At 38.4% G+C, this 24915-nt stretch carries 31 protein-coding genes; 6 read left to right on the top strand and 25 right to left on the bottom strand.

The genetic code is table 11. The features are described 5' to 3' along the window. Positions 1–204, top strand: a complete 204-nt coding sequence (locus tag HCCG_RS02905; RefSeq protein WP_015453872.1) for a hypothetical protein — start codon at positions 1–3, stop codon at positions 202–204. Beyond that, complete coding sequence (locus tag HCCG_RS02900) at positions 191–547, top strand: hypothetical protein (RefSeq protein WP_002955923.1); 357 nt, start codon at positions 191–193, stop codon at positions 545–547. The genes HCCG_RS02905 and HCCG_RS02900 overlap by 14 nt, the downstream gene beginning before the upstream one ends. On the opposite strand, the gene HCCG_RS02895 is transcribed toward HCCG_RS02900, so the two are convergent. The 16 genes from HCCG_RS02895 to HCCG_RS02820 form a co-directional block, all read right to left on the bottom strand. After that, positions 516–3728 carry an FAD-binding and (Fe-S)-binding domain-containing protein gene (locus HCCG_RS02895; RefSeq protein ID WP_002955922.1) on the bottom strand — a complete coding sequence of 1071 codons (3213 nt, stop codon included), beginning with the start codon at positions 3726–3728 and terminating at the stop codon, positions 516–518. The two genes, HCCG_RS02900 and HCCG_RS02895, sit on opposite strands and share 32 nt — an antisense overlap. 21 nt (positions 3729–3749) lie before the next feature. Next, entirely contained in the window at positions 3750–4475 is a 726-nt protein-coding gene (locus tag HCCG_RS02890; RefSeq protein WP_015453871.1) for a hypothetical protein, read from the bottom strand. Beyond that, a complete protein-coding gene (gene coaBC / locus HCCG_RS02885) occupies positions 4456–5700 on the bottom strand; it encodes a bifunctional phosphopantothenoylcysteine decarboxylase/phosphopantothenate--cysteine ligase CoaBC (RefSeq protein ID WP_002955920.1) in 1245 nt (414 codons plus the stop codon). The genes HCCG_RS02890 and coaBC overlap by 20 nt, the downstream gene beginning before the upstream one ends. Positions 5701–5752: 52 nt before the next feature. Further along, complete coding sequence (ftnA, locus tag HCCG_RS02880) at positions 5753–6244, bottom strand: non-heme ferritin (RefSeq protein WP_002955919.1); 492 nt, start codon at positions 6242–6244, stop codon at positions 5753–5755. Positions 6245–6318: 74 nt separating this feature from the next. Then, positions 6319–7308 (bottom strand): UDP-N-acetylglucosamine 4,6-dehydratase (inverting), encoded by a 990-nt coding sequence (gene pseB, locus HCCG_RS02875; protein WP_002955918.1) that lies wholly within the window; start codon positions 7306–7308, stop codon positions 6319–6321. A gap of 30 nt (positions 7309–7338) precedes the next feature. After that, positions 7339–9126 carry a penicillin-binding protein 2 gene (gene mrdA, locus HCCG_RS02870; protein WP_002955917.1) on the bottom strand — a complete coding sequence of 596 codons (1788 nt, stop codon included), beginning with the start codon at positions 9124–9126 and terminating at the stop codon, positions 7339–7341. After that, positions 9123–9575: a Ycf66 family protein gene (locus HCCG_RS02865; protein WP_002955916.1), complete on the bottom strand. Its 453-nt coding sequence runs from the start codon at positions 9573–9575 to the stop codon at positions 9123–9125. Before HCCG_RS02865 ends, mrdA begins: the two co-directional genes overlap by 4 nt. After that, positions 9539–10009, bottom strand: a complete 471-nt coding sequence (locus HCCG_RS02860) for an N-acetyltransferase (RefSeq protein WP_002955915.1) — start codon at positions 10007–10009, stop codon at positions 9539–9541. Before HCCG_RS02860 ends, HCCG_RS02865 begins: the two co-directional genes overlap by 37 nt. Further along, complete coding sequence (gene yihA / locus HCCG_RS02855) at positions 9999–10703, bottom strand: ribosome biogenesis GTP-binding protein YihA/YsxC (RefSeq protein WP_015453868.1); 705 nt, start codon at positions 10701–10703, stop codon at positions 9999–10001. Before yihA ends, HCCG_RS02860 begins: the two co-directional genes overlap by 11 nt. After that, complete coding sequence (lptA, locus tag HCCG_RS02850; RefSeq protein ID WP_002955913.1) at positions 10700–11185, bottom strand: lipopolysaccharide transport periplasmic protein LptA; 486 nt, start codon at positions 11183–11185, stop codon at positions 10700–10702. Before lptA ends, yihA begins: the two co-directional genes overlap by 4 nt. Next, the gene (locus HCCG_RS02845; RefSeq protein WP_014667405.1) at positions 11182–11718 is read right to left on the bottom strand and encodes a hypothetical protein; all 537 of its coding nucleotides are present in this window, start codon (positions 11716–11718) and stop codon (positions 11182–11184) included. Before HCCG_RS02845 ends, lptA begins: the two co-directional genes overlap by 4 nt. Then, on the bottom strand, positions 11699–12193 hold the full coding sequence (locus HCCG_RS02840) for a KdsC family phosphatase (RefSeq protein ID WP_002955911.1): 495 nt from the start codon (positions 12191–12193) through the stop codon (positions 11699–11701). Before HCCG_RS02840 ends, HCCG_RS02845 begins: the two co-directional genes overlap by 20 nt. Then, the gene (gene hisB, locus HCCG_RS02835) at positions 12190–12786 is read right to left on the bottom strand and encodes an imidazoleglycerol-phosphate dehydratase HisB (RefSeq protein ID WP_002955910.1); all 597 of its coding nucleotides are present in this window, start codon (positions 12784–12786) and stop codon (positions 12190–12192) included. The genes HCCG_RS02840 and hisB overlap by 4 nt, the downstream gene beginning before the upstream one ends. 38 nt (positions 12787–12824) lie before the next feature. Further along, positions 12825–13718, bottom strand: coding sequence for a septal ring lytic transglycosylase RlpA family protein (locus HCCG_RS02830; protein ID WP_014667403.1), 894 nt, complete (start codon positions 13716–13718; stop codon positions 12825–12827). A 27-nt stretch (positions 13719–13745) separates the two neighbouring features. Next, positions 13746–14852 carry a lytic transglycosylase domain-containing protein gene (locus HCCG_RS02825; protein ID WP_002955908.1) on the bottom strand — a complete coding sequence of 369 codons (1107 nt, stop codon included), beginning with the start codon at positions 14850–14852 and terminating at the stop codon, positions 13746–13748. Beyond that, a complete protein-coding gene (locus HCCG_RS02820) occupies positions 14853–15644 on the bottom strand; it encodes a TatD family hydrolase (protein ID WP_002955907.1) in 792 nt (263 codons plus the stop codon). A 111-nt stretch (positions 15645–15755) separates the two neighbouring features. Here HCCG_RS02820 and ribE point away from each other — a divergent pair, with 111 nt between their 5' ends. From ribE to HCCG_RS02800, 4 genes are all read left to right on the top strand, one after another. Then, on the top strand, positions 15756–16397 hold the full coding sequence (ribE, locus tag HCCG_RS02815; RefSeq protein ID WP_002955906.1) for a riboflavin synthase: 642 nt from the start codon (positions 15756–15758) through the stop codon (positions 16395–16397). A gap of 10 nt (positions 16398–16407) precedes the next feature. Continuing rightward, on the top strand, positions 16408–16683 hold the full coding sequence (locus HCCG_RS02810) for an EscU/YscU/HrcU family type III secretion system export apparatus switch protein (RefSeq protein WP_002955905.1): 276 nt from the start codon (positions 16408–16410) through the stop codon (positions 16681–16683). After that, a complete protein-coding gene (locus HCCG_RS02805) occupies positions 16683–17858 on the top strand; it encodes an ABC transporter permease (protein WP_002955904.1) in 1176 nt (391 codons plus the stop codon). Before HCCG_RS02810 ends, HCCG_RS02805 begins: the two co-directional genes overlap by 1 nt. A gap of 75 nt (positions 17859–17933) precedes the next feature. Further along, positions 17934–18308, top strand: coding sequence for a fluoride efflux transporter FluC (locus tag HCCG_RS02800; RefSeq protein ID WP_002955903.1), 375 nt, complete (start codon positions 17934–17936; stop codon positions 18306–18308). Between the two features lie 21 nt (positions 18309–18329). Here the strand turns inward: HCCG_RS02800 and HCCG_RS02795 are convergent, their stop codons facing one another. The 9 genes from HCCG_RS02795 to HCCG_RS02755 form a co-directional block, all read right to left on the bottom strand. Beyond that, positions 18330–18911 (bottom strand): NAD(P)H-dependent oxidoreductase, encoded by a 582-nt coding sequence (locus tag HCCG_RS02795; protein WP_002955902.1) that lies wholly within the window; start codon positions 18909–18911, stop codon positions 18330–18332. A 97-nt stretch (positions 18912–19008) separates the two neighbouring features. Then, positions 19009–20157 (bottom strand): MFS transporter, encoded by a 1149-nt coding sequence (locus tag HCCG_RS02790; RefSeq protein WP_034547933.1) that lies wholly within the window; start codon positions 20155–20157, stop codon positions 19009–19011. Positions 20158–20465: 308 nt separating this feature from the next. After that, positions 20466–21524: a DNA adenine methylase gene (locus HCCG_RS02785; RefSeq protein ID WP_015453865.1), complete on the bottom strand. Its 1059-nt coding sequence runs from the start codon at positions 21522–21524 to the stop codon at positions 20466–20468. Beyond that, the gene (locus tag HCCG_RS02780) at positions 21505–22401 is read right to left on the bottom strand and encodes a Dam family site-specific DNA-(adenine-N6)-methyltransferase (protein ID WP_002955898.1); all 897 of its coding nucleotides are present in this window, start codon (positions 22399–22401) and stop codon (positions 21505–21507) included. Before HCCG_RS02780 ends, HCCG_RS02785 begins: the two co-directional genes overlap by 20 nt. Continuing rightward, the gene (locus HCCG_RS02775; RefSeq protein ID WP_002955897.1) at positions 22401–22976 is read right to left on the bottom strand and encodes an Hpy99I family type II restriction endonuclease; all 576 of its coding nucleotides are present in this window, start codon (positions 22974–22976) and stop codon (positions 22401–22403) included. Before HCCG_RS02775 ends, HCCG_RS02780 begins: the two co-directional genes overlap by 1 nt. A gap of 3 nt (positions 22977–22979) precedes the next feature. After that, the gene (locus HCCG_RS02770) at positions 22980–23783 is read right to left on the bottom strand and encodes a DNA-methyltransferase (RefSeq protein WP_002955896.1); all 804 of its coding nucleotides are present in this window, start codon (positions 23781–23783) and stop codon (positions 22980–22982) included. Between the two features lie 3 nt (positions 23784–23786). After that, the gene (locus tag HCCG_RS02765; protein ID WP_015453864.1) at positions 23787–24065 is read right to left on the bottom strand and encodes a hypothetical protein; all 279 of its coding nucleotides are present in this window, start codon (positions 24063–24065) and stop codon (positions 23787–23789) included. Between the two features lie 25 nt (positions 24066–24090). After that, positions 24091–24345, bottom strand: coding sequence for a DNA adenine methylase (locus HCCG_RS02760; protein WP_002955894.1), 255 nt, complete (start codon positions 24343–24345; stop codon positions 24091–24093). Positions 24346–24464: 119 nt separating this feature from the next. Further along, positions 24465–24896: a MerR family transcriptional regulator gene (locus HCCG_RS02755; RefSeq protein ID WP_002955893.1), complete on the bottom strand. Its 432-nt coding sequence runs from the start codon at positions 24894–24896 to the stop codon at positions 24465–24467. Positions 24897–24915: the final 19 nt, after the last annotated feature.

Here is a 24915-nt window from a genome sequence, read left to right as displayed (position 1 = left end):
ATGGATAAGCATACATTGAGCGAAATTTTAAAGACTTTGCCTGATGATTTTACATTTAAGGCTGTGCTAGATGAAGATTCACAAAGCATTTGCTTTGAAACACAGGATAAACCCCACAATATGAAGCAGGAAGCAGAAGAGCAAGAGTTGTGGGAAGATATGTGCGATACAGAAATGTGGTGGTGGGATTATGGAGATTACTGATTATGGAGATTACTATGGAGACGAATATCCTCAATATTATGATACAGAATCTAAGCGATGGATAGACTATACTACCTATTGGAGCAATCGCATTAAAACCGAGCTAGAATTCAAAGGAATCTTTATGGGTGATGCGGAGTTTGAGAGTTTGATTCACCTGTCGCACCCTCTCATAGTTTCATTAAATTGCGAGTGGTGGAGAGATTATCCACCAGTCCTTAGTTTATGTGATTTATACTTTGAACTTGATGATTTTATAGATAAATACGCAACATACGAGAAAGCACCCGATGATTTTGAGGGTTGCACCCTCACTTGCTCACCCTATCCACAAGATAAATAAGATTTTGCCAAATAATATTTGTTTTGTCATTGAGTCCTATTTCACAAGTGCTAGAGCTTGAAAAGCCAAGTCGTAGTTTTCTATGCCTTTGTGTTTTGTTGCTTTGGGTGTTATTGTGCGTGGCGGATTTTTTTGTAGATTCTACGCTAGAATCCATTTTTTCACTCTCTATTTGGGATTCTAGCCCACAAGCCAAATACCCTTTTTGCTTATCTGCATAAAACTCACTTAACTCCCGCAAAGCTGAAGCATTTAACTCACTGCAAATAAAGCCCTTGTTTCCTGCAAAGCCACAACACTGCGTTTTAGAATGCACTATAGCTTCGCCATTCGTGCAGGTTTTGGCAATAGATTTTAGAGACTTATCCCATTTGCCCTTTCTTGTAGCACACATCGCATAAAGGGCAATATCCTCATCTAAAGGCGTGATATGTAGGCGAGGCAAAAGAGTAGATTCTATGCATTCGGGCATATCTAAAATGGTGAGAGTAGAATCTAGCTCTTTTAGCCCATTTTTTAGCTCATAGCTACACGCACTATGATCGCACACGATATGGATTTGCTCTACACCTTTGCTTTGTAATTCTCTCATAGTAGAATCTAATGCCTTATACACTTCCTTGCGTTTGGCTTCTGCACTTTGTGGATAGTCTTTATACGCCTTGCCACAGCAGAGATTACTAAGATTATGCGGATACACCACACTCACATTAGCTTTTTTGCACAAAGATTCAAAGACTTCTTGCAAGGCTCTTGTATCTTTCAAGCTTGATTGCGGGGCAAAGGAGCGATTGATACAAGTGCTAAAATATATAATTGCCACTTGGGATTGTGCGTTGCTTGTAAAATCTAGCTTGGATTCTAGGCGATAGGCATTTGCCCTAGGCAGTGAGCTTGGGATATAGGGCAGAAACTTTATCTTTTTGCTTAAATTGCTTAGTGTATTTTTGCCCAACATATTAGAGCTAAAGTTTGCTATGCGTAAGCCCCCTTTAGCAAGGCTAAGAGTGGTGCTAAAATGCTCGGCACTCTGTGTAGCAACAAAGCGTGAAAATATGCCTTTTGTGGCAGGGCTAAGTTTGGAGGCGATTTTACCGCTATCAATTTCTAGGGGGCAGGAGAGAGAGCACATAGAGCAGGTGGCACAGGTGTCGATGCCAAAGTATTGATAGCCCTGTTTTAACTCTTTTAGTATTGCTTTTATATGCGTTGGCTTTTGCGTGCTTTTGGCAGATTCTGCGGTGTCGGATCGGTCATTTGCCTTTAGCAAACTCCCTTCGCCTCCACCTTGAAAACTCCCAAAATCATCGCAAAATCCTTCCGCATTTGTAGTGATTGATTTTTGTGGCTTGGCTCTTAAATCAGCGATTGCTTCGCTTCGTGTCTCTGCACCAGATTCCATAACACTTTTAGAATCCATAGAATCCACGCCAAGCAAAGCCTCTAGCCTTGCGATTTCTTTTCGCACCGCTATTCTCTGCCTTGGCGTCAAAGTAAGATTTCTACTAGGGCAGACTTTCTCACAGAATCCACATTCCATACATTGATCGATAAAGTCCTCTACCTCGCTGCTTTGCTTGAGATTTTGTGTGTGGATTTGGGGATTATCGCTAATAATAACATCAGGATTGATAAGGCTATGTGGGTCAAAAATCTCTTTTATCCTGCGATTTATAGCATACGCTTTCGCACCCCACTCTTTTTCCACAAATGGGGCTATCATACGCCCTGTGCCGTGCTCTGCCTTTGTGCTACCCTGCAAGGCAATGACAGAATCTACCATCGCTTCCATAAACTCCCCAAACGCTTGGCTCTCCTTTTCATCGTTAAGATTAGGCGTGATGATAAAATGCACATTCCCACTTAAAGCGTGTCCAAAGATAATACCTTGAAAGTTAAATCTATCAAAAAGCTTAGTTATAGAATCTATGCCTTGTGCGAAAGTGGATATAGGGAAGCAAATATCTTCAGTGATGACAATGCTTCCACTTGGGCGACTCCCCGCTGCTAAGGGCAAAAGGGCTTTGCGGATTTTCCACCAAGACGCCATAAGCTTTTCATCACTGCTAAAATGTACGCCAAAAAGGCTTGGCACAGATTCTAACTCCTTGCTTATATGAGCGATTTTAGAAACTAGCTCCTTTTGTGTGCTAGATTCTAACTGCACCAAAATCGCACAAGCCCCACTCTCTATTCTCTCTAACTCACGCGGTGCGTTTTCCAAGCCCCTAGCAGAATCTAAACACGCATAGTCCATAATCTCCGCCGCACTCACAAGGCTTTCATTCCCTGCTAGAATCTCAACCGCCTTTGCCCCAAGAGCTAAATTTTCATAAAAAAGCAAGGCACACGCTTTGTAAGCATAGTCTTCTACGCATTCATATTCCACCAAAGACACAAAACCCAAAGTCCCCTCCGCACCGATAAAAAGATGATTGATGATGTCTTTAATTTCACTAAAATCTAGCAGGGCGTTGATACTATAACCGGTGGTATTTTTGATAGCAAATTTTCTTTTGATAAGCTCACAAAGCTCCGTGTCTTGCAATATTTCTTTACGCAAGGCTAGAAGTGAATCTGCCTTATCTTTATGCGTTTGTAAAAAGGATTCTATGCTTTCATTTGGTTTAGCATTCTCACTTGTATCAAGGATCGTGCCATTATGCAGGATAAATCGTGCGGATTTTATGGTGTTATAGCTATTTTGCTTTACGCCACAGCACATACCGCTAGAGTTGTTTGAAAAGATTCCACCAATCATTGCATTATTAATAGTCGCTGGATCTGGTCCTATCTTTTTGCCATAGGGCTTTAAGGTTTCATTTGCTTCTATGCCAATCACGCCACAACTACATTTTATACTCTCCGCATTGCCGATAATCTCAATATCCTGCCAAAACGCATTGGCTAACACTAGCACAGAATCACTACAAGCCTGTCCGCTTAAACTCGTCCCTGCGGCTCTAAATGTGAGTGGGGTATTATATTTTTGACTAAGTGTAAAAAGATTGATGATTTCATTTTCATTCACCGCTCTAACCACCACACGCGGCACATACGCATAGCAAGAGGCATCAATCCCATAAGCAAATCGGCGGAGATAGTCCGTGTAGATTCTATCTTTAAATATTTCCCTTGCTTCTGTTATAAAGCCTTCAAAGTCTCTGTATTGTGTTGTCATTTTTACTCCTTTTAAGTTGTTTTAGCCACGCACATCAAGCAAACTTTCCTTAAACTCATACAAGGGCTTAAGACTAGAATCTAGAGTGATTTTACTTAACTTAAAGCCTTTAAGGAGTGAAAGATTTTTTTCCAGCAAAACCTTTGTGCTTTCATACATCACTTTGAGACTTAGAGTATTTCCGCCCTTTGTTATGCTTATCTCGCCTTCAATAATGCCAAGGGAATGCATTATCGCACTAAATCGCATCGTATTTGCCTCTACCTTTTTCATTTGTAAAATCTCATTTTTTTCAGCAATAGCAAGGCTTAGCACCCCGCTTTTTAGTCCAAGCAGGAGATTACTTAAAAATAAAAACTCTTCCTTGCTTTGAGAAGTAGCTAATTTTTGACTTAAAAAGTCTTTAAATCCTTCAAATATGTCCTTTTGCTCCCCTAATTCCTGCAAATCCTGCAAACTAAACTGCAAAGGGGCTTTGCTAAAAGATTCTAAAAGATTTGGTTGCGGAATAAGATTTCTTAAAGTGATATGCCCTAGTGAGCTTTTCCCCATTTCGCCCCAATACTTCTGCCCGATAAAAAGCTCTTTGTGGCTTTTACTTTGAATCTGCTTTGAACCTACTTGTAAAAGATAGGTGTCCCCCTTTGTTTGTGCTAAGACTTTAATCAGCATAGGCAGGGCGGCATTATAGGTCGTGGGGCTAGAGACTTTAAGATTTTGAGCTAAATTAGCGATTTTTTGAATCATTGCTAGGCTTTGTAAGGCTTTCACAGGCTTTGGCTATGCTAAAGGCGACTTCAAGTTTTGAGCCACTTGCACCTTGAGTAAAGTCGTGTGTGAAAATATTTATCGTGTTGCTATTCGCACCAAAGGGATTTTGCTCCCCTATGACATTAAGACACACCATATCGCATTGCTTAGAATCTAGCATAGTTTTCGCATAATGCGGGGCATTCGCCCTATCCATCTCGGCTTTAAAGCCTATTTTATACGCAGATTCTAGCGAAATGGAGAATAACACATCTTGTGTTTGAAAGCATTGCAATGTGAGTGTCTCGCCCACCTGCTCTTTTTTAAGTTTGCTTTTTTGTGGCTTGGGAGCATAATCAGCCAAGGCTGCTGCCATAAAGACAAAGGGCTTAGATTCTGCTTGTTTAATAAGTTTGTGAATCTCCGTGTGAAAATCAGCAACACTTTGGGCTGCAATCTGCGTAATCTGCTTTGGCAATGGACAAGGGAAAACGCTTGAAACAAAACTCACCTTTGCTCCAAGTGTATAGAATGCGATAGCCAAGGCACTTGCTTGTTTGCCACTGCTATGATTTGAGATAAATCGCACCTCATCAATGCTCTCTTTTGAGCCACCGCCGCTAATAATGACATCTCTGCCCTGCCAAAATACATTTGTATGTAGCCCACGAGCAAGTCTAAAAATAATCTCATCAATCTCCGCTAACGCCCCATCTCCCATCTCCCCACAGGCTAAAAGGCTTGAGCGAGATTCTATACATTCAAAGCCTAGATTTTTAAGTGTAGTGAGATTGGCTTGAGTTTGCGGAGATTCTAGCATAGCCGTATTCATCGCAGGGGCGATAAGCTTTTTTGCCCTTGTAGCTAGGAGTGTGGTAAGCAAGACATTATCGGCTATGCCACAAGCGATTTTAGCAATACTATTGGCACTGGCTGGTGCTATAAGGACAATATCCGCCCACCTTGCATAAGCGATATGATTTGCCCCATTTACTACATTTGATTGAGTAACCCACGATTGATTATGTTCAGTTAGGACAAGATTCCCGCTCATTGCTTCAAAGCTTAAGGGGTTAACAAATTTACAAGCTTCTTTGCTCATTACAACCTTGATGTTAGCATTATATTTTTTCAGCTGTGAGATACAATCAAGCATTTTGTATGCGGCGATTGAGCCACTTATGAGAATAAGGACATTTTTATTGTGGAAAATATGTTGCATTCACTCTCCTTTATGTGCTAGAGAATCTAGCACAGAAGAGCTTATTTTTTAGTTATTTTGAGAGTTCTTTAATGAATCTATCTGCAAGGTAAGGACCATCGCCATTTGAGCCAATGAGCTTAATCTTATCCACAATGCCCCTAAAGAGTGCTTCTTCCTCGTGTTGTTCGCTCACATACCATTGCAAGAAGTTGAAAGTCGCATAGTCCTTGCTCTGTAATGTAAAATCCACAAGCTCGTTAATGGATTGCGTGATTTTTTGTTCGTGTGCGTAAGTTTTTTCAAACACATCAAGCAACCCGCTAAAGCTAGATTCAGGAGCGGTGATTTGAGCGATACTTACTTTAGAATCTGTTTCATTAAGATAAGTAATAAGACGCTTTGCGTGTCCGCTTTCTTCATCAGCGTGTTGGAATAGGAATAACCCCGCACCATCAAAGCTATTTTCATAGCACCAAGAACTCATACTCAAGTAGAGATTTGCCGCATACATTTCTTTTGCAATTTGCTCGTTAAGCATTTTTACAATTTCCGTCTTAATCATTTTGACTCCTTTAATGAGAATTTAAAAACGCGGAATTATATTTTTTGTTTTCTAATAAATGGCTTAAAATTTTATCATTTTTTAATTATTTTGAGAATTTCATCATTTTCAAGCCACCAAGAATTGCTTTCACTGCTATACTCAAAGCTAGATTCCACAGCCCTGCCAACCTCACCCTTGCGTGTTGTGTGATAATCAACAGGCGTTTGAAAATTAATCGTTGGTGCGATGATAAAGAACTTATCAAACTCAATACACAAATGAGAATCATCTTTTGGCACCATTACTTCGTGGAGCTTTTCGCCCGGGCGTATGCCGATGATTTTTTGTTTGAGATTTGGTGCTAGTGCTTGAGCTAATTGCTTAATCTTCACACTTGGAATCTTAGGGATAAAAATCTCGCCCCCGTGCATTCGCTCTAAACTTTGCAGCACAAATTCCACGCCAGATTCTAGCGTGATAAAAAATCTAGTCATACGCTCATCAGTGATAGGCAGCTCCTTTGCCCCTTGACACACGAGCTTTTGAAAAAACGGCACAACAGATCCACGAGAGCCGATAACATTGCCATAACGCACAACGCTAAATTTAGAATCTTTGCTCCCCTTGATATTGTTTGCGGTTACAAAAAGCTTATCCGAACACAGCTTTGTCGCACCATAGAGATTAATGGGATTTGCCGCTTTATCTGTGCTTAAAGCAATGATATGTTTGACATTATTGCTAAGACAGGCACTGATGACATTACTTGCCCCATCAATATTTGTTTTAATACACTCCATAGGGTTGTATTCGGCAATTGGCACGTGCTTTAACGCCGCAGCGTGGATACAAATATCCACACCATTTAACGCCACTTCAAGGCGACTTTTATCCCGCACATCGCCGATAAAATATCGCATTCTTTTATCATTAAAGACTTGTGCCATTTCATATTGCTTTAACTCATCGCGACTATATACAATAATCTTTTTAGGATTATGCTTTTTTAAGACTTTTTCAACAAATTTTTTTCCAAAGCTCCCCGTGCCTCCGGTGATTAAAATGACTTTATTCTCTAGCATAGATTTTCCCCTTGCATAATTTTGTCTGCCTTATTTAACATAGCCAAGCTCTTTAAGTTTATTGGCGATTTTTACAAGCAATGGTCCGCCATTCCCCCCACTTCCGCCGTGTTCTATAAGAATTGTTACCGCATATTGTGGATTCTCATAGGGTAAAAATGCGGTAATCCACGAATGAGAGCGATGAAAATACTCCATATCTGCTTCTCTCACGCGTCTTTGAATATCTTGTGGAATCCCAACAACTTGAGCCGTGCCCGTCTTACACGCAAGTTTTACTTTTGTCCCTTGTGTGCGAAAATATGCCGTTCCACCCGGGACAGAACATACTTGATACATTCCTTTTTTTAGCACATCAAGCTTTGATTTTTGAAACTCATTCAAAACATCTTTAGATTCAAACCTTGCAGGTTCATTATTAAAATCTTTTGCAAAATGTGGCGTTACAAGTTTGCCTGAAGCAATAAGTGCGGTATATCTTGCAATCTGCATAGGGGTTGAGAGAAAATAGCCCTGCCCGATGGAGGTGGTAATCGTATCGCCACCATACCATTGCTCCCCATATCGGCGGAGCTTCCACTCCGGACTTGGCAGAATGCCTTTAACTTCATTTGGAATGTCAATGCCGGTGAGTTCGCCTATACCCATTTGGCTTAGCACACTTGCCATATTTTCAATACCTGCTCTTTGTGAAAGCGTGTAAAAATACACATCAACAGATTCTCTAATTGCCTTTATTGCATCAGAGCTACCGTGTCCAGAAGCCTTCCAATCGCGGAATTTACGATTACCAAATTCAATATAGGGTGGTGTTTGAATGACACTATGCTCAGTTATCCCGGCAAACTCTAAAAATGCTAAAACCATACCCATTTTGATAACCGAGCCGGGCGGATAGCGTCCATACACAAGCTTATTAATCAAAGGTTTATGAATATTTTCTGTAAGCTCCTGCCAATTTTTATGGCTAATACCATCAACAAAAAGATTAATATTATACTCCGGGTAGCTTCCAGCAGCTAGAATCTCGCCATTATGCACATTCATTACAATCACTGCTCCAGAGTGAAACTCAAAGTCCCTATCAATGCTTTCTTGCAATTTTAAATCAAGCGAGAGACGCAAATCATTGCGTTTTAGCACATCATCTTCTTGTAAAAGTTGCACTTGTTTATACAAGGAGTTGATTTGAGATTTTCTATACCCCGCTTCACCTTGCAAATATGTATTATAGGTTTTTTCAATGCCATCTTTGCCTATGACTTTACTGTATTGCGAAAGGGGATTTTTCTGTATATCATTATCATTTGCCTTTGCCACATAGCCAATCACATGTGAAGCCGCACTCTCATTGGGATAAAGTCGTTTGCTATTAGCGGTAATAATGATATTTGAAGAGCGTTTCAAATACGCATAGATATTGAGCATTTGTGCATAAGGGACAAAGCCTACTAGCTCCACAGGGGCGTGATTATAAGCGTGGTTGTTTTTGTTATATGTATCTATAAGCTCATCTTTATCTAAATGTGGGAGAAAAGAGACAATTTTATCCACTTCAGATTCTATAATTTGCTTATTGCGAATCTTAGGAATAAGCGAGATAGAAAAACCTATCTCATTAATGGCTAAAGGTTCATTATTCCTATCAAGGATAAGCCCTCGCATAGGTAAAAGCACTTCTGTGCGTATGGCATTTTTCTCGGCAAATTTTTCATAATACTCGTGATTGATGACATTTATCACAAATAAACGCATACAGATAATAAGCCACACAACAACAAAAAAGATGATAAGGAATTTATAACGCAAACTCATCATAAAAACATCACTATCACAATTTCAATCACTAAATAATACAGCACGATAAAAAAAGGCGGTGTAACATTACTGTCTGTGGCTATATCAATCATCACAGCCACAATATATAATCCCAAATACGCTAGGGCGACATAGCTTGCTTTGGCAAGTTTGGGGGTATTAAGGAGTGTTTGAATGCTTGGCACAACTAAAAGGGCTAAAAATAAAAATAACCCTAAAAGCATACCTAAAGGAAGATTGTTTTCAGATTCTATAAGGGCTACACCAAAAAGCAAGGCTATAAAAGAATAGAATCTATCCTCTTTATCAAACTTCATAAATAGCACCAAGCACACGCCAATAAGTGGGGGCAGCCATATCGTCATACTTGCTAAGCTTTCATACGCATATAGCCCGATAAAAAGGGCAATGCCTAAGAGAGTTTGTTTATAAGAGCCACTTCGTCGCATATTGGAAAATGTTTGCATTTAATACAATCCACCCATATTTTGTGATTTGGTAAAAGAGATTTTTCTATTATAGCAAAACCTAGCCTTTGGAACAACTTTGCCTTATAGGTCAAAACAAGCACTTCTTTAATCCCAAGCTCTTTTCCCTCTTGCAATGCCCTTGTTACCAGCTCACTGCCTAGCCCAGAGCCACGATAAGAATCTTTCACTACTAAAGATCGCACTTCAGCTAAATCCACAGAATACACATACAACGCACAGAATCCTGCAATCTCCCCGCTACCCTTATCTCTAGCCACGATATAAGAGCGAATGGTATTTGCCATTTCATCTTCGCTTCTATCTAGTATCACGCCATTTTTCACTTCCACGCTGACAAGATTCCGCATTTCCTTAATATCAGCCAATGTGGGCTTTATAAACTCAAATGCCATTTTCTACCCCCAAAGTAAAATCTAAGATTTTCTCACGCAACGCAGGAATTGAAGTAATTTTGTGATTTTTGGCAGTGATACTACACAAATAGCTTTGCGTTTGTGAATCTAGTATATTTTGTTGAGTGAGCTTACATTGCAAAGAGCTAAGAGCGTTTTGCTTAAGCTTATCAGCTTTTGTGTAGATTCTTAAGATTTTTTGATCGCCCTTGCAAATCTCTTGTAAAAACGCCTCCACACTTTTATCAATCTCTAAATCCGTATGACGAGAATCCACTAAATGTAAAAACAGCTTAATGCTTTGGCGTGAAAGCAAAAATGAAAGCAGATTCTTCTCCCACTCTTTTTTAATGCTTTTACTCACTTTTGCATAGCCAAATCCGGGCAAATCCACAAAACAAAGCGGTATTTTTTGATTCTCCTTAAGCCATAATGATGAAAAAAAATTAATGAGCTGTGTTTTCCCGGGTGTTGAAGAGCTTTTGGCTAATGGAGCGTTAAGCAAGGCATTAATAAGTGAGCTTTTGCCGACATTACTGCGTCCTAAAAAGACTATTTCGGTAATGCTAGGAGCGGAGGCATTTTTGGGATTTGTCGCACTTGTCATAAAGGCAGATTCTAGAATCTTTACTCCATTTTGCGTAAGATTTTTTGGTGAATCTTGCTTTTTTGTCTCTTTTAGATTCTGTGTCATTGGTCTTGCTTTTTATCTTCAATGATGAAAGTAATCACACCGGGCTTTTGATTTGAGCCTTTGATTGAGGCTTCTTGGGTTTGTGGATTAAACACAATCACATTGCCTTTTATGGTGTTTTGTTTGCCTATCTCTTCAATCATCGCATTATCAATAAGCTGATATTCATCTTTGGCTACATCATAAATTGCCTTTTTTGCCTTACCTTTCATCTCTTTATCGGGCATTTTAGTGTGGAATCTCACATTGCCTATGGCGGTGTATTTTTGTGGGCGGTTTTTTTTATCTGTTTCTATGATGACCTTATCCGCCCATAGCGTATCTCCGCCCTTTGTTACGACAACTTCACCATTCAGCTCTGTAATGCCCTTTTTCATATCACTTTGGAAGTTTTTTGCACTCACTTGCAAAACTTCTTCTTTTCCCCACGCAAAAGCACATAAAAGCAGTATAGGCATAAGTTTTAGCAAGGTATGTGTCATAATTTTTCCCCTAGCAGAATATCTGCTTTAAATGTATCTGCCTTCACTTCCCCCAACACAGAATCATAAAAAATATTTTGTCCTGTGGCTTGTGTGGTGTTATGCCGCAGGATAAAGTCCTCTTTGCCTTGAAAAATGCGTTTATTATAGTCATACACACCCCATTTGCTCCAAAAGCTTAGTCCATCTAGTCGCAGATAATCTGCCCCTTGAGAAAAAGTGTAGATTCTATTTTTGCTTAGCACATAAGGAGCGTAGAGATATTCATTAAGCTTATTATTCACTTGATGGATAAAAAGCTCATAGAGTTCCTCTCTATTTTCAAACCGCATTGCTAAAGTCCCTTCCGATATGGCTTGGCAATATTGTGGTGTCAGCATATAGAGTGTGAAATTTGTCATCTCTATATTTGGCACTTCTTTGCCTATGGCTTTATGCAGGTCATTATCCTGTGTGAAAAGCACCATACTGCTTAAGCTAAAGCATAAAAGTGCGAAAAAAAAGCCATAGATTCTATAAGAAATATTTTTCAAGCTTTTTATCTCCATTGAGTTTAAGCACATCTTCTATCATCTCACGCACCGCCCCATTGCCACCATTAGATTTTAAAACTTTGTAGGCATATTTTTTTAACGCCTTAGCCCCATTTTTTGGCATATAGGCTTTTTGGCAGATTCTAAACATACTTAAATCATTGAGATCATCGCCTATACACGCCACTTCACTCGCTTTGAGATTTAGCTTTGCTATAAGCTCTGTAAGCACTTCTCCCTTATTTTCTATCCCCATAAAAATATGCTCAATGCCTAGCTCCTCTGCGCGTTTTCTCACCATTTGAGATTCTCTTCCCGTGATAATGGCACTTTGATAGTTTAAGCGTCTATTCCACACATTAATGGCTAATCCATCGCGTATATCAAAGCTTTTTATCTCCTCACCTGATTGAGAGTAATACACCTTACCATCGCTTAATGTCCCATCTACATCAAATACAAGTAGCTTTATCATAATATCCCCTTTGTTGAAGGTGTTAAGATTCTAGGATTTTGACTTATAGCGCGTCTAAAACTCACTGCAAAAGCCTTAAACATCGCCTCTACAATGTGATGTAGATTTTTCCCGCGTTTTAGCACGATATGCACACTTAGTCCAGTATTCAAACATAACGCCCTAAAAAACTCTTCTGCTAACTCCACATCAAAGCCCCCAACCATTCCTTTAAAGGGCAATTTGTATGCGTGAGTGTCAAAAAGTAAGAATCCACGATTGCTTACATCAATATCACATTCCACACAAGATTCGTCCATTACCACACTCGCATTGCCAAATCGCTCAATGCCACTAGCTGGATAAATTGCCCGATGTAATGCCTTGCCTAAGAGTATGCCACAATCTTCCACACTATGATGTCCATCAACTTCTGTATCGCCCTTGCAGTGAAGCCTTATATCCATAAGGCTGTGCTTGGTCAGCGATTCAAGCATATGATTAAAAAAGCCTATGCTTGTTTCTATCTCCGCATTCCCACTACCATAGAGATTTAAAGAGAGAGTAATATCTGTCTCTTTTGTCTTTCGTGTTAATTCTATTTGTGTTTCCATACGCCCTTACTCCTTTTAAAGTATCAATACACTAGATTCTAATCGCGGATAAAAAAGCCTCCCTGAATCTGTGTGTTTTTCTTTAAAAAATCCCTGGCTTCCTGCTCACTTTGGAATCCTCGCAAAAACACACGATAAATAGGTGCATTATCTAGCTCAAATTCCTGAATCACGCTTTGATAAGGTGGGATATGTGAAAATCGCTCTTGGGTAACTTGTGCGCCTTCTTTGCGTCTAAATGCCCCAACTTGGATAGCAAATGCCCCACCACTCACAGATTTTGGCGTGCTATCTACTTTAAATTCATTGCTTAGCACATCATCACTTTGCACATTTTGGGCTTCTTGCTTATTGTCTTTGTTAATCACACCGCCAAAGCCGATAATCTCTAACCGCACCTTTGCTGTGCCAACTTTCACCATATCAATATCTTCTGCTGCAGCGTTGCTTAAATCAATAATCCGCCCCTCCACAAAAGGACCTCTATCATTAATCCGCACAATCGTGCTTTTGCCATTTTCAACATTGAGCACTTTTACAACGGTATTTATAGGGAAAGTCTTGTGTGCAGCAGTGTGAGCGTGCATATTGTAAGTTTCGCCATTAGAAGTTTTTTTAGCGTGAAAGTCAGCCCCATACCAGCTCGCATACCCATCAAATTTATCCCCAAGGCTCACCTTTTCGGGGTAATACCATTTCCCAGCGACTTGATAAGGACGCATTGTGGCTTCTTGAATGGCTGGAGATTCTCGCATAGAGTTGCCGCCGATATTTGGCGTTATGCCTTGATTAAAGGCATCTAAGTCATCAAAGCTATCATTAAAGCCTTTTGCTTTTGTGCTGCTTTCACTCCATTCTGCACTTTTCTCCACACAGCCTAAAAAGCTCAATCCAGCAAAGATACAAATCCATACAGCATAAGAAAATTTCATACTACTCCTTTTGTTTGTCATCAATTTTTACCGCCCATCAGCAATTGTAGCGGTTTTGCCCTTAAGCTTTGGGATAGTGAGCTTTTGATTAATGCTTATATGTGAGCCTTTGATATTATTGACTGCTTTAAGCTCACTTAATGGAATCTTGTAGTTACTCGCAATGGTGCTAAGGCTCTCGCCTTTTTGCACAATATGTGTAACAAACACAGATTCAGAGTGCTTTTTTTCATCAAAATTTTGCTTAAATGTGCGGAGCTTATCATAGGGGAGATAGACATTGTAGCGTTTATTGCCCGGCGGGAGAAAAGAGCGGGTAAAATGGCGATTATATTTTTGCAATTCACTTAATGGAATCTTAGCACTCTTAGCAATGGCACTAAGCGATATACCGCCCCTTACATCAACACTTGCAATGCTATCTGTCGCACCGCGATTAAGCAGATAATCCGCATTTTGAGCTTTCAAAAAATCTACATCATTAAAAAGTAGGCTCATTGCCAAAATCGTGCGGATATAGTTACGCGTTTCAGCAGGGATATATTGAGCTTCATCATTAAGTAGTGTTTCAATGCGAGAATCCCCTCCAGCTTCTTCAATACCCCTTTTTAACCGCCCCAAACCACAATTATACGCCATTGCCGCAAGATACCACTCCCCTGTGGATTCATAGAGATATTTTAAGTATTTTGTCGCTGCTTGTGTGCTTTTAATGGGGTCTTTACGCTCATCAATATATTCATTTATCTCTAGCCCCAAGCCCCTTGCGGTTGCTGGCATAATCTGCCAAATCCCTATGGCTTTTTTTGAGCTTTTAGCATTGAGTGCAAATTCAGATTCAGCCATAGCAAGAAATAAAAATTCCTGTGGAATCTGCTCTTTAGCTATCATATTTCTAAGCGTTGGAATAAACTCATAGCTTTGGGTAAACCGCTGCACAAAATACTGCCACCTATCTCTAATCCTTTGAGCCTTTTCATCATCGGCAATGCTTGTCATAAAGCTTGTATGCACACCAAATGAGTTTAAAATATTTGTATTTTTATTGTAAGTCATTGTGTAAAAGTCATCTTCTGTGGCAAAGGCTAGGCAAGGGAGCATTACATAAAGAATAAGAATCTTTACAAATCGCATTTATACTCCTTTTAGTTCTCTAAAGAGATGTTCTGCATTGCTCGTGCTTGTGGCAATCACTTCATCTTCGCTCATATCAAGCACATTTGCGAGTTTTGCCATAATCAATGGAATGAAATAAGGCTCATTGCGTTCCCCACGATGTGGGTGCGGGGTAAGGTAGGGTGCGTCAGTTTCAAGCACAATGCGTTCCTTTGGGATAAGCGGCAGGGCTTCAATGAGTCGCCTTGCATTTTTAAAGGTGCAAACCCCACCAATGCCATAATAGAATCTTTGACTAAGCCCTAGCAAGATTCTATCCGCATTATAGCAGTGCAACACCCCCCTAGCGTTTTCATAGCCTTGTAAAATCTCAAAGCTATCATTACTTGCCTCTCGTATATGCACGATAAGGGGCTTATCTAAGCTTAGGGCAAGCTCTATTTGAGCAATAAAGACTTCTTTTTGCCTTAACTTTATCTCTTCAAGATTCTGCCCCACCTCACCAGATTCAATAGATTCAGCCAAGCGGTAATAATCTAGCCCACATTCCCCGATGGCAATACACTTTTCGTCTTTGGCATATTCTTGTAATGTTTGCAAGTCAAAACCGCCCATATCATTTGGATGTACCCCAGTGGCAAAATACACGCCCTCATATTTATGAGCTATTTCCCTAGCCTTTGGCAAGGTGTGAATATCCGCTCCGGGAATGATGATTTTTTTGACATTATGTGAAAACGCCCTTTGTATGACAGAATCTAAATCTTCATCAAACCGCGTAGAATCTAAATGACAATGCGTGTCTATCATATATGGAATACTCATTCTGCAACCCTGTAATTTGTTTATTTGTGCTAGATTTATGTTAGAATAAAAGGCGAGATTTTAGCATAAATATCTTTACAAACAATAAGGAGATTAATGTTTAGCGGACTTGTGCGTGAAATCGCAAGGGTAAAAAGCTTTACTAACAACACGCTTGAGATTTATACAGACTATCAAGCAAAGCTTGGGGATTCTATTGCGATTAATGGGGCGTGTCTAACGGCTATTGCATTTTTTCAAGGGGGGCTTACAATGGAGCTAAGTAATCACACCAAACAACACATCGCTATTGAAAATTTTACTCCCAATGCAAAGGTGCATTTGGAGCCGGCTCTAAGCCTTGGAGATAGATTTGATGGGCATATCGTGCAAGGGCATATTGATGGCATAGGCACAATTAACCACATTACGCACAATGCAGATTCAAGTGATTTTTTTATACAAACAGATGAAGTAATGCTTGAGCTTATGATACCCAAAGGCTCGGTGTGTGTTGATGGCATAAGCTTAACGATTGTAGATTCAGTTGCAACTTCAAATACAAAGGGTTTTAAGCTTACCATTATCCCACACACGCTTAAAAACACGCTTTTTGGTGAATATCAAATCGGCAGAAGAGTGAATCTAGAATCTGATATCATCACGCGTAGCGTGGTAAGCACCCTGCGGAATATGAGTGGAAATAGCAAAAATGCACTCTCGTGGCGTGATATTGATATGATGAATCTAAACTATTAAGGAATATGAGTTGAAGAACAAAAAAGCTGTGGCTCTAGCCTATAATGCGGAGTTTGATAATGCCCCGCGTGTGGTGGCAAAGGGGCAAAATGATATTGCTTTAAAGATTATTGCTAAAGCAAAGGAATTTGATGTGCCATTATTTTCTAACCCTCTGCTTGTGCAGTCCCTACTACAAATCCCGCTAGATTCACATATCCCACCTGAAATGTATAATGCCGTGGTGGAAGTGTTTGTATGGCTTTTGCAATGTGAGAAAAACGCTCAATTAAGCAAGGATATGTAATGAGAGAGCATTTTAAGCCGATTTTAGGCTTTTTTAAGCGGGAATTTTATGGCTTTTTAAATGATAGATTTTCACTCTTTCTTTGCACACTCGCACCTTTGCTTTTAGGGCTTTTTATATGGGCGGTATTTTCGCAAAGCTTTGTGCGTTCTGCACCCATTGGCGTAGTGGATTTAGATAAAACACCTTTAAGCCAAGAGCTTACACGCAATCTCTCCGCCATTCCTGCTATTAGCGTTACGCGGAGCTACTCTAGCCTAAGTGAAGCTAAAGATGATATGAGTAGCACACAGATTTATGCGATTGTTGTGTTTCCAAAAGGCTTAGAATCTCATAGCAAAAAGGGTATTTTAACGGAGATTCCAATCTATTATAATGCCCAGCTTATGCTTGTGGCAAAGTCTATTGAAGGAGCTTTTAAGCAACTTATTTTAACAAGTAATGTCAAAGCAAAGCTTGGCAAAAACCTTATCCAAACGCATAATATTGATGCGGCTTTAGCAAAAAGCTCTCCTATCCTTATGCAAATCACCCCACTTTATAATATCAATAATAGCTACGCGCAATTCCTGCTGACAGGGATTCTGCCTTGCTCACTTATTATGCTTGTGATTTTATGTGTGATTAACTCTCTAGCTAGAGATGAAGCTGATGTGGGCTTTGTCAAAGGTAAAAAATCCCAAATGCCAGATGGAATCCACGCACGATTATATATCCTTACCAAAGTCTTTGCCTATGCGGGAATCTTTTCATTTTGGTGGGGTGTGATGATGCTGTTTTTTCATCTCCTTGGCTTTAGCTTTCGTGGGAGTTATATCACACTCTACATCGGGGCTTTGCTTACGATTTTAGCGTATTCTAGTGTGGGCGTGTTTGCCTATGCGATTTTAAGAGACCATACGAGAGCTTTAGCTGTGGCAGCGATTTATTGTGCGCCTAGCTTTGCGTTTGCAGGGCTTACTTTTCCGGTAAATTCTATGGGGAATTTTGCGAGTTTTTGGCATATCATTTTGCCTATTAGCCATTATTTGAAACTCTATGTGCAGGTGGCAAACTATGGCATAGATTTTCTTAGTGCGTTAAAAACAATGTGTGAGCTACTGCCCTTTTTACTTTTTCTAAGCTTTGGAATCTTAATCTATCGCAAAAGAGAGGCGAAAATAGAAGATGAGTAAATTATAAATCTAAAAGCCCCTTCAGTTTATCGTGCTACTCTAACTATACTAAACAATTCTCACAAAAGGACACAAATGCTAACCAAACTCGCGCTTATCAGCTTAGGTGGTGGCATAGGGGCGGCGTTACGCTTTTGTATAGGCTATGGTGTTGTATCTATTTTGCCAAGTCAATATCTGCATTATAGCTTCATAGCGACATTTTGTATCAATATGTTAGCGTGTTTTGGCATAGGGCTATGTGTGGCGATGATAAAAGGGCAAGATTCACTCTTATTTGCATTTCTTACTATCGGTTTGCTTGGGGGATTTAGCACATTTTCTACCTTTAGCCTAGAAGTGCTAAAACTCCTGCAAAATCATTGTATCCTTACCACAATGCTTTATATGCTATTTTCCAATATATGTGGAATCTTATGCGTGTATTTAGGCTATGTGTTTAAGGGCTAGATTCTACAAAGCTTTAAGATTCTAGCCTTTCACATACTTTTGCAAATGTGCTTTATACTCGCTTATGTATCGCTCTATTTGCGGATTTTTCACCACATCATTACACATAAAAATCGGCAACCACGCAAAAGCACAAAACTCGTGTGCCTTGCGTAAATGCAAATACACACCTTCCACGCCCACGCCTTCAAAAAAGCCATTAGATTCTGTAAAAGCTTCTTTTGGAGCATTCCAAGTTACACTAAGCATTACTTTTTTATCCCGTGCTAGTCCGCCACTGCCATATTTTAAGCTCTCATTCGCACGACTTCGCCCATCATTTGCAAACAAAATAGAAGCACCATTAAGATACACTTCATCAATATATTTTTTCACAATCCAAGGCTCACCCATCCACCACGCAGGCATTTGATAAATAATAAGGCTAGATTCTTTAATTTTTGTTATTTCCTCTCGTGGTGTGTAGCCTTTATCGATGATAGTCTCTAGCACCTTATAGCCCTTAGATTCTAAAAACTCCTTTGCCACGCTTTGCAAAGTGCTATTAAGCCTTGTGCCATCATTGCCAAACTTTTTACTGCCATTTATAAGTAATGCTTGCATATTGAATCCTTTTACATAATTTTGAATGATATTATAAAACCTGACACCTAGTGTCTGTCAAGGGGGAATCTAGCAAAAGTTAAATCCCCCTTAGCCCTTATGCCTTCTCTAATCGCATTCTAAATAGCATTGTAGCTACACCCATAGATAAAAGCACAATGGCACAAAGGGCGGTGTATTGCGTATTAAGCAGTGAAATGCAAAGTCCGCATAGAGCCACGCCTGTGCTTAAGCCGATATTTGCGATTGAGAGAAATAAACCATTGGTAAAATCAGGGGCTTGTGGATAGGGGTGTGTTATCACATAATGTGTGGCATTATTGACAACACCTGCTAAGATTCCAAGCAGTACCGCAAATATAAGCAGCACAACCCCTTGCTTTGCAAACACAAATATCAACGCATACAAACATATCATTCCAAGCAAAGTCGCAAGAATGGTAGCGTTTGCATTTTTAGCTAGTGCCTTTCCAGCGATGATATTACCCACGATATTCATACTGCCATATACCGCAAGCACAACGCTAATAAAATCAAACGACACTTGTGTAATGCTATGTAAAAAGTCCGAAAAATAAGAATAAAATCCAAAAACCCCAGCATTCACGCACACAACCGCAAAGATAGACACCCATAAAAATGGGAATTTGAGAATCTCTAATTGCGTAGTGATTTTGGGGGCTTCATTGTTTGTCATATTTGGCACGAAAAGTAGGGTAGCAATAAATGCAAGGCTTGTGCAAAGGGCGAAAAACCCCATAGCAAAAGCAAAGGAATAATTCCCTCCTAAAAAACTTGCAATAGGCACACCCAAAACCATACCAGCAGAAACTCCCGCAAACACTTTAGCAGTGTTTTTAAGAGATTCTTCTTTGGTTGTAGCAAGTGAAGCAGCCATACTTAAGGCAAGGGCAATATAAATAGGGTGAAAAAATGCAGGGATAGCACGACAGATAAGCAACGCCCAAAAGCTATCCACAAACGCCGCCGCTAAGGAAGTCAGGCTAAAGATAGCGAGACAAAAAAGCATAAGTTTTTTTGGGGCAAATTTTGAGCCAAGCAAAGGGGCAATAGGCGCACAAAACACAATCATTAATGCAAATACACTCACACTCCAGCCCGCATCATCAATCGATACGCTAAATTTCTGTGCTACAATGGGGATAATCCCCATCATTCCAAGCTCTGTGCTTAAAATTCCAAATACACCAAAACATAAAATCCACAATAAAAAATTATGATTCATCTTTTTCCTTTTCGTATAAAAATAAATGTGAAGTGAAAGTATAAAGCCTGACACCTAGTATTTGTCAAGGGATTTGTGAATTTTGTAGGATTATTATAAATTTTCAAGCATTGTTTGAATCTGGGTTTGATACCACTTACTACCCCAAGTTTCACTACTGCTAAGGGCTTGTTTAAACTTTGGCATAGGGTGTTGTAGCTTAGGCAAGATTCTAAGATTTTAATTAAATCATCTGTACTTAGGGGCAGAATCTGCATTCCTTTGATATGTGTTTTGTTTAATTGTAAAAATTTCTTCACAAATTGCAATTAAAATTTTTCAAGCACCCATAAGTATTCAAATACATCATTTTTTCGCACTTTAGCGTTGCTTTTAAATCGTCTATAAGGAATTTCATAAAAACTTACTTTACCAAAGGATTCTAAAAGCTTGAAAATAGAATCTTTTTGCATAATTCCATCGCTATTGTAGCTTAATGCTAAGGTTTTATAGCAAGGTAATTTTACAATCTTTTCTAGCTGTATTAAAGCAGTTTTTGTGTTGCAAAATAGGCTTTTTTGCTTCCCCCACTCACGCATTCCAGCCACACCTTTAATGCTAGGATTATCATATCTTGCAAGGGTTTCTAGTAAATGATAATTTGGGGCGTATTGTCTTTGATTATAAGGTGGATCAAGATAAAGTATATCAATGGACTCTTTAAAACTTTGCAAAAGCTTTACACTATCGCCACAAAAGCACTTCCCACTTATGCCCTGCAAAAACACAATAGGTTTTAACGAAAAAGGCTTTAAAGCTCTTTTGTCCCAACTTTTACAAAATGCCGCATACACACCTGCCACATTTGCAAATAAAGACACAGATTCTAAAAGTGTGGCAAGGAGGATAAAATACTCACTCTCGTTGATATGATTGTCATTTTTCCACTGCTCTATTTGCAAACGCATAGCATCTATTTTTTGTGCGTTTTCTTGTGTGAAATACATTCTTGCATTTATGGGACTGGGTGCATAATGTGTGCTGATAAAGCCTTGCACACCACGCAAAGAATTTAAAAAATTTAGCACCTTTTCATAAGGGGTGTTAAAAAATGCGTTATTTTGTGAAGATTGTTTTTCTATAAGTGGCAAAAGCTTTTTAAAGCTTGGACTTTTATACTCTAAATAGGCTTTTTGCAAAACATAAGAAAAATACAGCATATCACTACTATATACTTTAAAACCTTTTTGTCTAAAGAATTTCCCCATACTCACACTACCGCTAAAAACATCAAAAAAGCTTTGTTTTTGTGTTTTAATAAGCTCAAGTTTTTGTAAAAAGTCATAAATGATAGGAGCTAGTTTTTCTTTATTGCCAATAAAACGCATTATCCGCCTTGTAATTTGTAATGAATACTTCTTGCGTATGTTGTTTATCCCTATATTTTGCTTGATAATTTGCATTTGTATAGTGTGCTTGTATGGTGTGGATATAAAAATCATGCTTTTCTAACCACTCTTTTAAAAGCTTATTTTCCCTTCCTTTATGGGTAAGGACATTTGAAAGTCCAAAGAGAATACCTTTAGAATCTAGTTTGCTAAGATAATTTAAAAGATCTTTTTCTAAGCTTTCATTCCAGCCACTAAAGCCCCTTTTGCCATCATTATAAGTGCCTTGCGTGATAAGATAGGGTGGGTCGCAATACACAAATATTTCTTTATCTTGCATAGAATCTAAAGTGCTAAAAACTTCACTAAAATCAAGGCTAAAAAGTGTGATATTTATTTGTTGTAAGGATTGTATAAAAGCGATGAGATTGATTTGCATTTGTGGGTTAAAACTTGAGCGATTTCTGCCAAAAGGGGTGTTAAAATGGTGGGCATTATTAAAGCGTATTTGATGATTGAAGCTAAAGGCAATAAGAGCAAGTAATTTTAAAGGAAGCTTACGGGTATTATAATCATCTCTTAAAAGTTTATAACCCTCTGCATTTTCTTTGCTTAAAGCATAAAAATGTATGATTTGCTCTATTTCTTGCAGTGTTTTTTCTAAAGGATTTTGTTGTAAAAATTTTAAAAGAGCGATAAGATAACTTAAATTATCATTTGCCAAAATTCGCTTGGCATTGACATTAACTGCTACATTACAACCCCCACAAAATACATCTATAAAAGTATCAATTCTTTTAGGAAATAAAGGTAGGATTTGGGATAAGATTTTGTATTTTCCGCCAATGTAATTGAGCGGAGATTTGATATGGTGCATTACTTCTCATATTTTCTTAAATATTCTATCACTTTCTCCAAAAACTTTGGGTTATCTTTAAATCTGCCAAGTCCAGTATTACAACTATCACATATCCATTCCCTACCTTCACCTGTCTCGTGGTTGTGATCCCTGACAAGATTTGCTGTTACTCCTACAATACTTCTCTTTTCGCAAATTGGGCAAGTAAAAATACTGCCTTTAGGTGGTGCAATTTTGTCCATTCGCTTTTTTTCATTATTAGAAAGCTTTACGCCATCAATATGTTTTCTACACTCTCTGCAACTTGGTCTAGTGGTTTTGTTACCCTTTGCATCGGTTTGATTAATTTCAAAACTACCAGTATCTTTCAAAATATGACAAATATTGCATATTTTACAATCAAATCCTTTTCCAGTTTTGTAAATGTCAATTGATTCTAAATTCTCAAAATTTACTTTTTTAATTTCATTGACACCTATAAATAAAACCATTGCAGATTCTCCATTAATAGCCTTGACAATACCAACAGAATTTTTTACCACACTACCAATTTGCTTATTTGCAATCACAAAATTATCAATATTTAAAAGCATAAATTACTCCTTATATTTATCTAGTCTTTTTTTTGCTATTTCAATGTATTCCCAACTTATATCTACTCCTATAAAATTTCTCTTAGCTAAAAAAGCCATTTTGCAAGTTGTCCCAGAGCCACACATTGGGTCAAATACAATATCTCCCTCATTACTCCAAGACAAAATATGATCAAGAGCAAGTTGTTCGGGATACATAGCTGGGTGTTTAAAAGCTTCTCTATCATTTGTTGTTCCACCAAGCCCTACGGCATAATACCAAATATTTGTCTTTGTCTTTTCCTGTTTCAATTCTTTAAGAACTTTATTATTCTTACCATCTGATTTTTTATTTGCCACCAACATTTCAAAACCATTTCTTGCGGTTTTTTCTTTAAGTGGATTAAAAGTTTTCGGTTTTCCTTTAGAAAAAATAAACATATACTCATACCCATTAGTATAGGCATTTGAACGCATAAAAGGTGTGTTTTTTTTCGCATATATCATAACATCGTGTGCATTAAATCCAATTTTTTGAAAATATAAGGCCTGTTTAAAACTTGTCAAGCTTTTATTTCCGTTTTTGATTTTATCACCAACAACCCAAACAACAATTCCCCCTTTTTTTACAATCCTAAAAATTTCATTTGCTATACTCTCAAATTCAAAATTATACCCCTTGTAATCTCTTAGGTTATCATATGGTGGAGAAGTTACAACTAAATCAACACTATTGTCGTGCATTCTCTTTTGCATAAAATGCACACAATCATCAATATAAAAATTATTTAATAAATTGTTGGTGCTTACATCAATAGATTTTGTCATTCTTTACCTCAATTTTCCGTTTATTATAACATAACCTAAAACACACAAATATTCAAAAAAACTACTCGTCCCACTTACAATTTTGACATAGATTTTTTTAAGCCCATTGCACGACACGCCTAGAATCTCATAACTAAAGGTAAAGCAATTCTCTTTAACAATGGGCAAAATCTTAAGCGTATCTATAAAAGCACAAAACTTTTTATCCTGTAAAAATCTCGTAATGACAGTATGCAACACTTCCTGTTTTGGTCGCTCTTCTGTGAGAATATAGAGATTCATTGTTTGCCTTTGTGTTTTGTAGGGATTATACCACAGAATCTTGCGTAAAAAATCCTTGATAAATGATGAAATTTGAGTGTAAAAAGTCATTGATGATAATATGACTGAACTCTTTCTTTTTAGCAAAATACTCACTCACAACCCCTGTGCCACCAAACACATCAAAAAAGCTAAGATTTTTCTTAATTTTATAATCAAACACTTGCAAAATGCTTTCATCAATGGCATTTAAAAGCTTTGTTTTAGCTCCTGTATAGCGGCGATTTGAGAGAGAAAACATTATAGCCTTTCAATTTAAAAGATTCTAAGCAAAGATTATCAAAGCAAAATTATACAATATTTGCGTAAGCATTGCCTGCGTGGGTTTTTTAGATTCTGCATATAGAATCTAAAGCGTGTTTATTTTGCCCTACCCTTAGAATCTAGGGACCATTGATATGTCGTGTTGTTTGGATTTAGATAGTCAATGCCTGTTTTTATCATCTCATTATACAGGGCGATTTTCATCTTCATTTTTTTACGGGCGATATGCAGGATTTCAAGCTCTTTGTTTAACAAATCAAAATGCCGCTCTAATAGCTCTTTTCTCTCTTTTGCAGTCTCTATGCCACCCATTGTAAGCTTAATATAATGCTTAATGTCATCTATACTCATACTGCAACTCCGCAAACAATCCACCCATTCCACCCACACAATATCACTTTTTGCAAAATAACGCACCCCATTTTCATCGCGTTCCACAAAGGGGAATAGCCCCTTATCAAGCCAGAATCTTATCTTTCTTGAAGGGATATTTGTCGCTCTCTCAACTTCTATGATTGTATATGCCATTTGTTGTCCTTTATAGCAT

Origin of the sequence: Helicobacter cinaedi CCUG 18818 = ATCC BAA-847, from assembly GCF_000155475.1 — a bacterium.
In the GTDB taxonomy this organism is placed as follows: domain Bacteria; phylum Campylobacterota; class Campylobacteria; order Campylobacterales; family Helicobacteraceae; genus Helicobacter_C; species Helicobacter_C cinaedi.
The sequence above is the reverse complement of the archived record's forward strand: the minus strand, read 5'-3'. Positions and strand labels throughout refer to the sequence as shown.

Bases quoted from the DNA above. Each gene is read 5' to 3' on its own strand.
- mrdA (WP_002955917.1), bottom strand. From the start codon at position 9,126: ATGATGAGTTTGCGTTATAAATTCCTTATCATCTTTTTTGTTGTTGTG.
- HCCG_RS02840 (WP_002955911.1), bottom strand. From the start codon at position 12,193: ATGATAAAGCTACTTGTATTTGATGTAGATGGGACATTAAGCGATGGT.
- HCCG_RS02895 (WP_002955922.1), bottom strand. From the start codon at position 3,728: ATGACAACACAATACAGAGACTTTGAAGGCTTTATAACAGAAGCAAGG.
- coaBC (WP_002955920.1), bottom strand. From the start codon at position 5,700: ATGCAACATATTTTCCACAATAAAAATGTCCTTATTCTCATAAGTGGC.
- HCCG_RS02785 (WP_015453865.1), bottom strand. From the start codon at position 21,524: ATGCGTTTTATTGGCAATAAAGAAAAACTAGCTCCTATCATTTATGAC.
- HCCG_RS02805 (WP_002955904.1), top strand. From the start codon at position 16,683: ATGAGAGAGCATTTTAAGCCGATTTTAGGCTTTTTTAAGCGGGAATTT.
- HCCG_RS02900 (WP_002955923.1), top strand. From the start codon at position 191: ATGGAGATTACTGATTATGGAGATTACTATGGAGACGAATATCCTCAA.
- ribE (WP_002955906.1), top strand. From the start codon at position 15,756: ATGTTTAGCGGACTTGTGCGTGAAATCGCAAGGGTAAAAAGCTTTACT.
- HCCG_RS02820 (WP_002955907.1), bottom strand. From the start codon at position 15,644: ATGATAGACACGCATTGTCATTTAGATTCTACGCGGTTTGATGAAGAT.
- HCCG_RS02800 (WP_002955903.1), top strand. From the start codon at position 17,934: ATGCTAACCAAACTCGCGCTTATCAGCTTAGGTGGTGGCATAGGGGCG.
- HCCG_RS02770 (WP_002955896.1), bottom strand. From the start codon at position 23,783: ATGACAAAATCTATTGATGTAAGCACCAACAATTTATTAAATAATTTT.
- lptA (WP_002955913.1), bottom strand. From the start codon at position 11,185: ATGACACATACCTTGCTAAAACTTATGCCTATACTGCTTTTATGTGCT.
- HCCG_RS02830 (WP_014667403.1), bottom strand. From the start codon at position 13,718: ATGAAATTTTCTTATGCTGTATGGATTTGTATCTTTGCTGGATTGAGC.
- HCCG_RS02860 (WP_002955915.1), bottom strand. From the start codon at position 10,009: ATGGCATTTGAGTTTATAAAGCCCACATTGGCTGATATTAAGGAAATG.
- HCCG_RS02890 (WP_015453871.1), bottom strand. From the start codon at position 4,475: ATGATTCAAAAAATCGCTAATTTAGCTCAAAATCTTAAAGTCTCTAGC.
- HCCG_RS02755 (WP_002955893.1), bottom strand. From the start codon at position 24,896: ATGGCATATACAATCATAGAAGTTGAGAGAGCGACAAATATCCCTTCA.
- HCCG_RS02760 (WP_002955894.1), bottom strand. From the start codon at position 24,345: ATGTTTTCTCTCTCAAATCGCCGCTATACAGGAGCTAAAACAAAGCTT.
- HCCG_RS02790 (WP_034547933.1), bottom strand. From the start codon at position 20,157: ATGAATCATAATTTTTTATTGTGGATTTTATGTTTTGGTGTATTTGGA.
- HCCG_RS02795 (WP_002955902.1), bottom strand. From the start codon at position 18,911: ATGCAAGCATTACTTATAAATGGCAGTAAAAAGTTTGGCAATGATGGC.
- HCCG_RS02905 (WP_015453872.1), top strand. From the start codon at position 1: ATGGATAAGCATACATTGAGCGAAATTTTAAAGACTTTGCCTGATGAT.
- HCCG_RS02865 (WP_002955916.1), bottom strand. From the start codon at position 9,575: ATGCGACGAAGTGGCTCTTATAAACAAACTCTCTTAGGCATTGCCCTT.
- HCCG_RS02775 (WP_002955897.1), bottom strand. From the start codon at position 22,976: ATGCTTTTAAATATTGATAATTTTGTGATTGCAAATAAGCAAATTGGT.
- yihA (WP_015453868.1), bottom strand. From the start codon at position 10,703: ATGACACAGAATCTAAAAGAGACAAAAAAGCAAGATTCACCAAAAAAT.
- ftnA (WP_002955919.1), bottom strand. From the start codon at position 6,244: ATGATTAAGACGGAAATTGTAAAAATGCTTAACGAGCAAATTGCAAAA.
- HCCG_RS02780 (WP_002955898.1), bottom strand. From the start codon at position 22,401: ATGCACCATATCAAATCTCCGCTCAATTACATTGGCGGAAAATACAAA.
- hisB (WP_002955910.1), bottom strand. From the start codon at position 12,786: ATGGAAACACAAATAGAATTAACACGAAAGACAAAAGAGACAGATATT.
- HCCG_RS02825 (WP_002955908.1), bottom strand. From the start codon at position 14,852: ATGCGATTTGTAAAGATTCTTATTCTTTATGTAATGCTCCCTTGCCTA.
- pseB (WP_002955918.1), bottom strand. From the start codon at position 7,308: ATGCTAGAGAATAAAGTCATTTTAATCACCGGAGGCACGGGGAGCTTT.
- HCCG_RS02765 (WP_015453864.1), bottom strand. From the start codon at position 24,065: ATGAATCTCTATATTCTCACAGAAGAGCGACCAAAACAGGAAGTGTTG.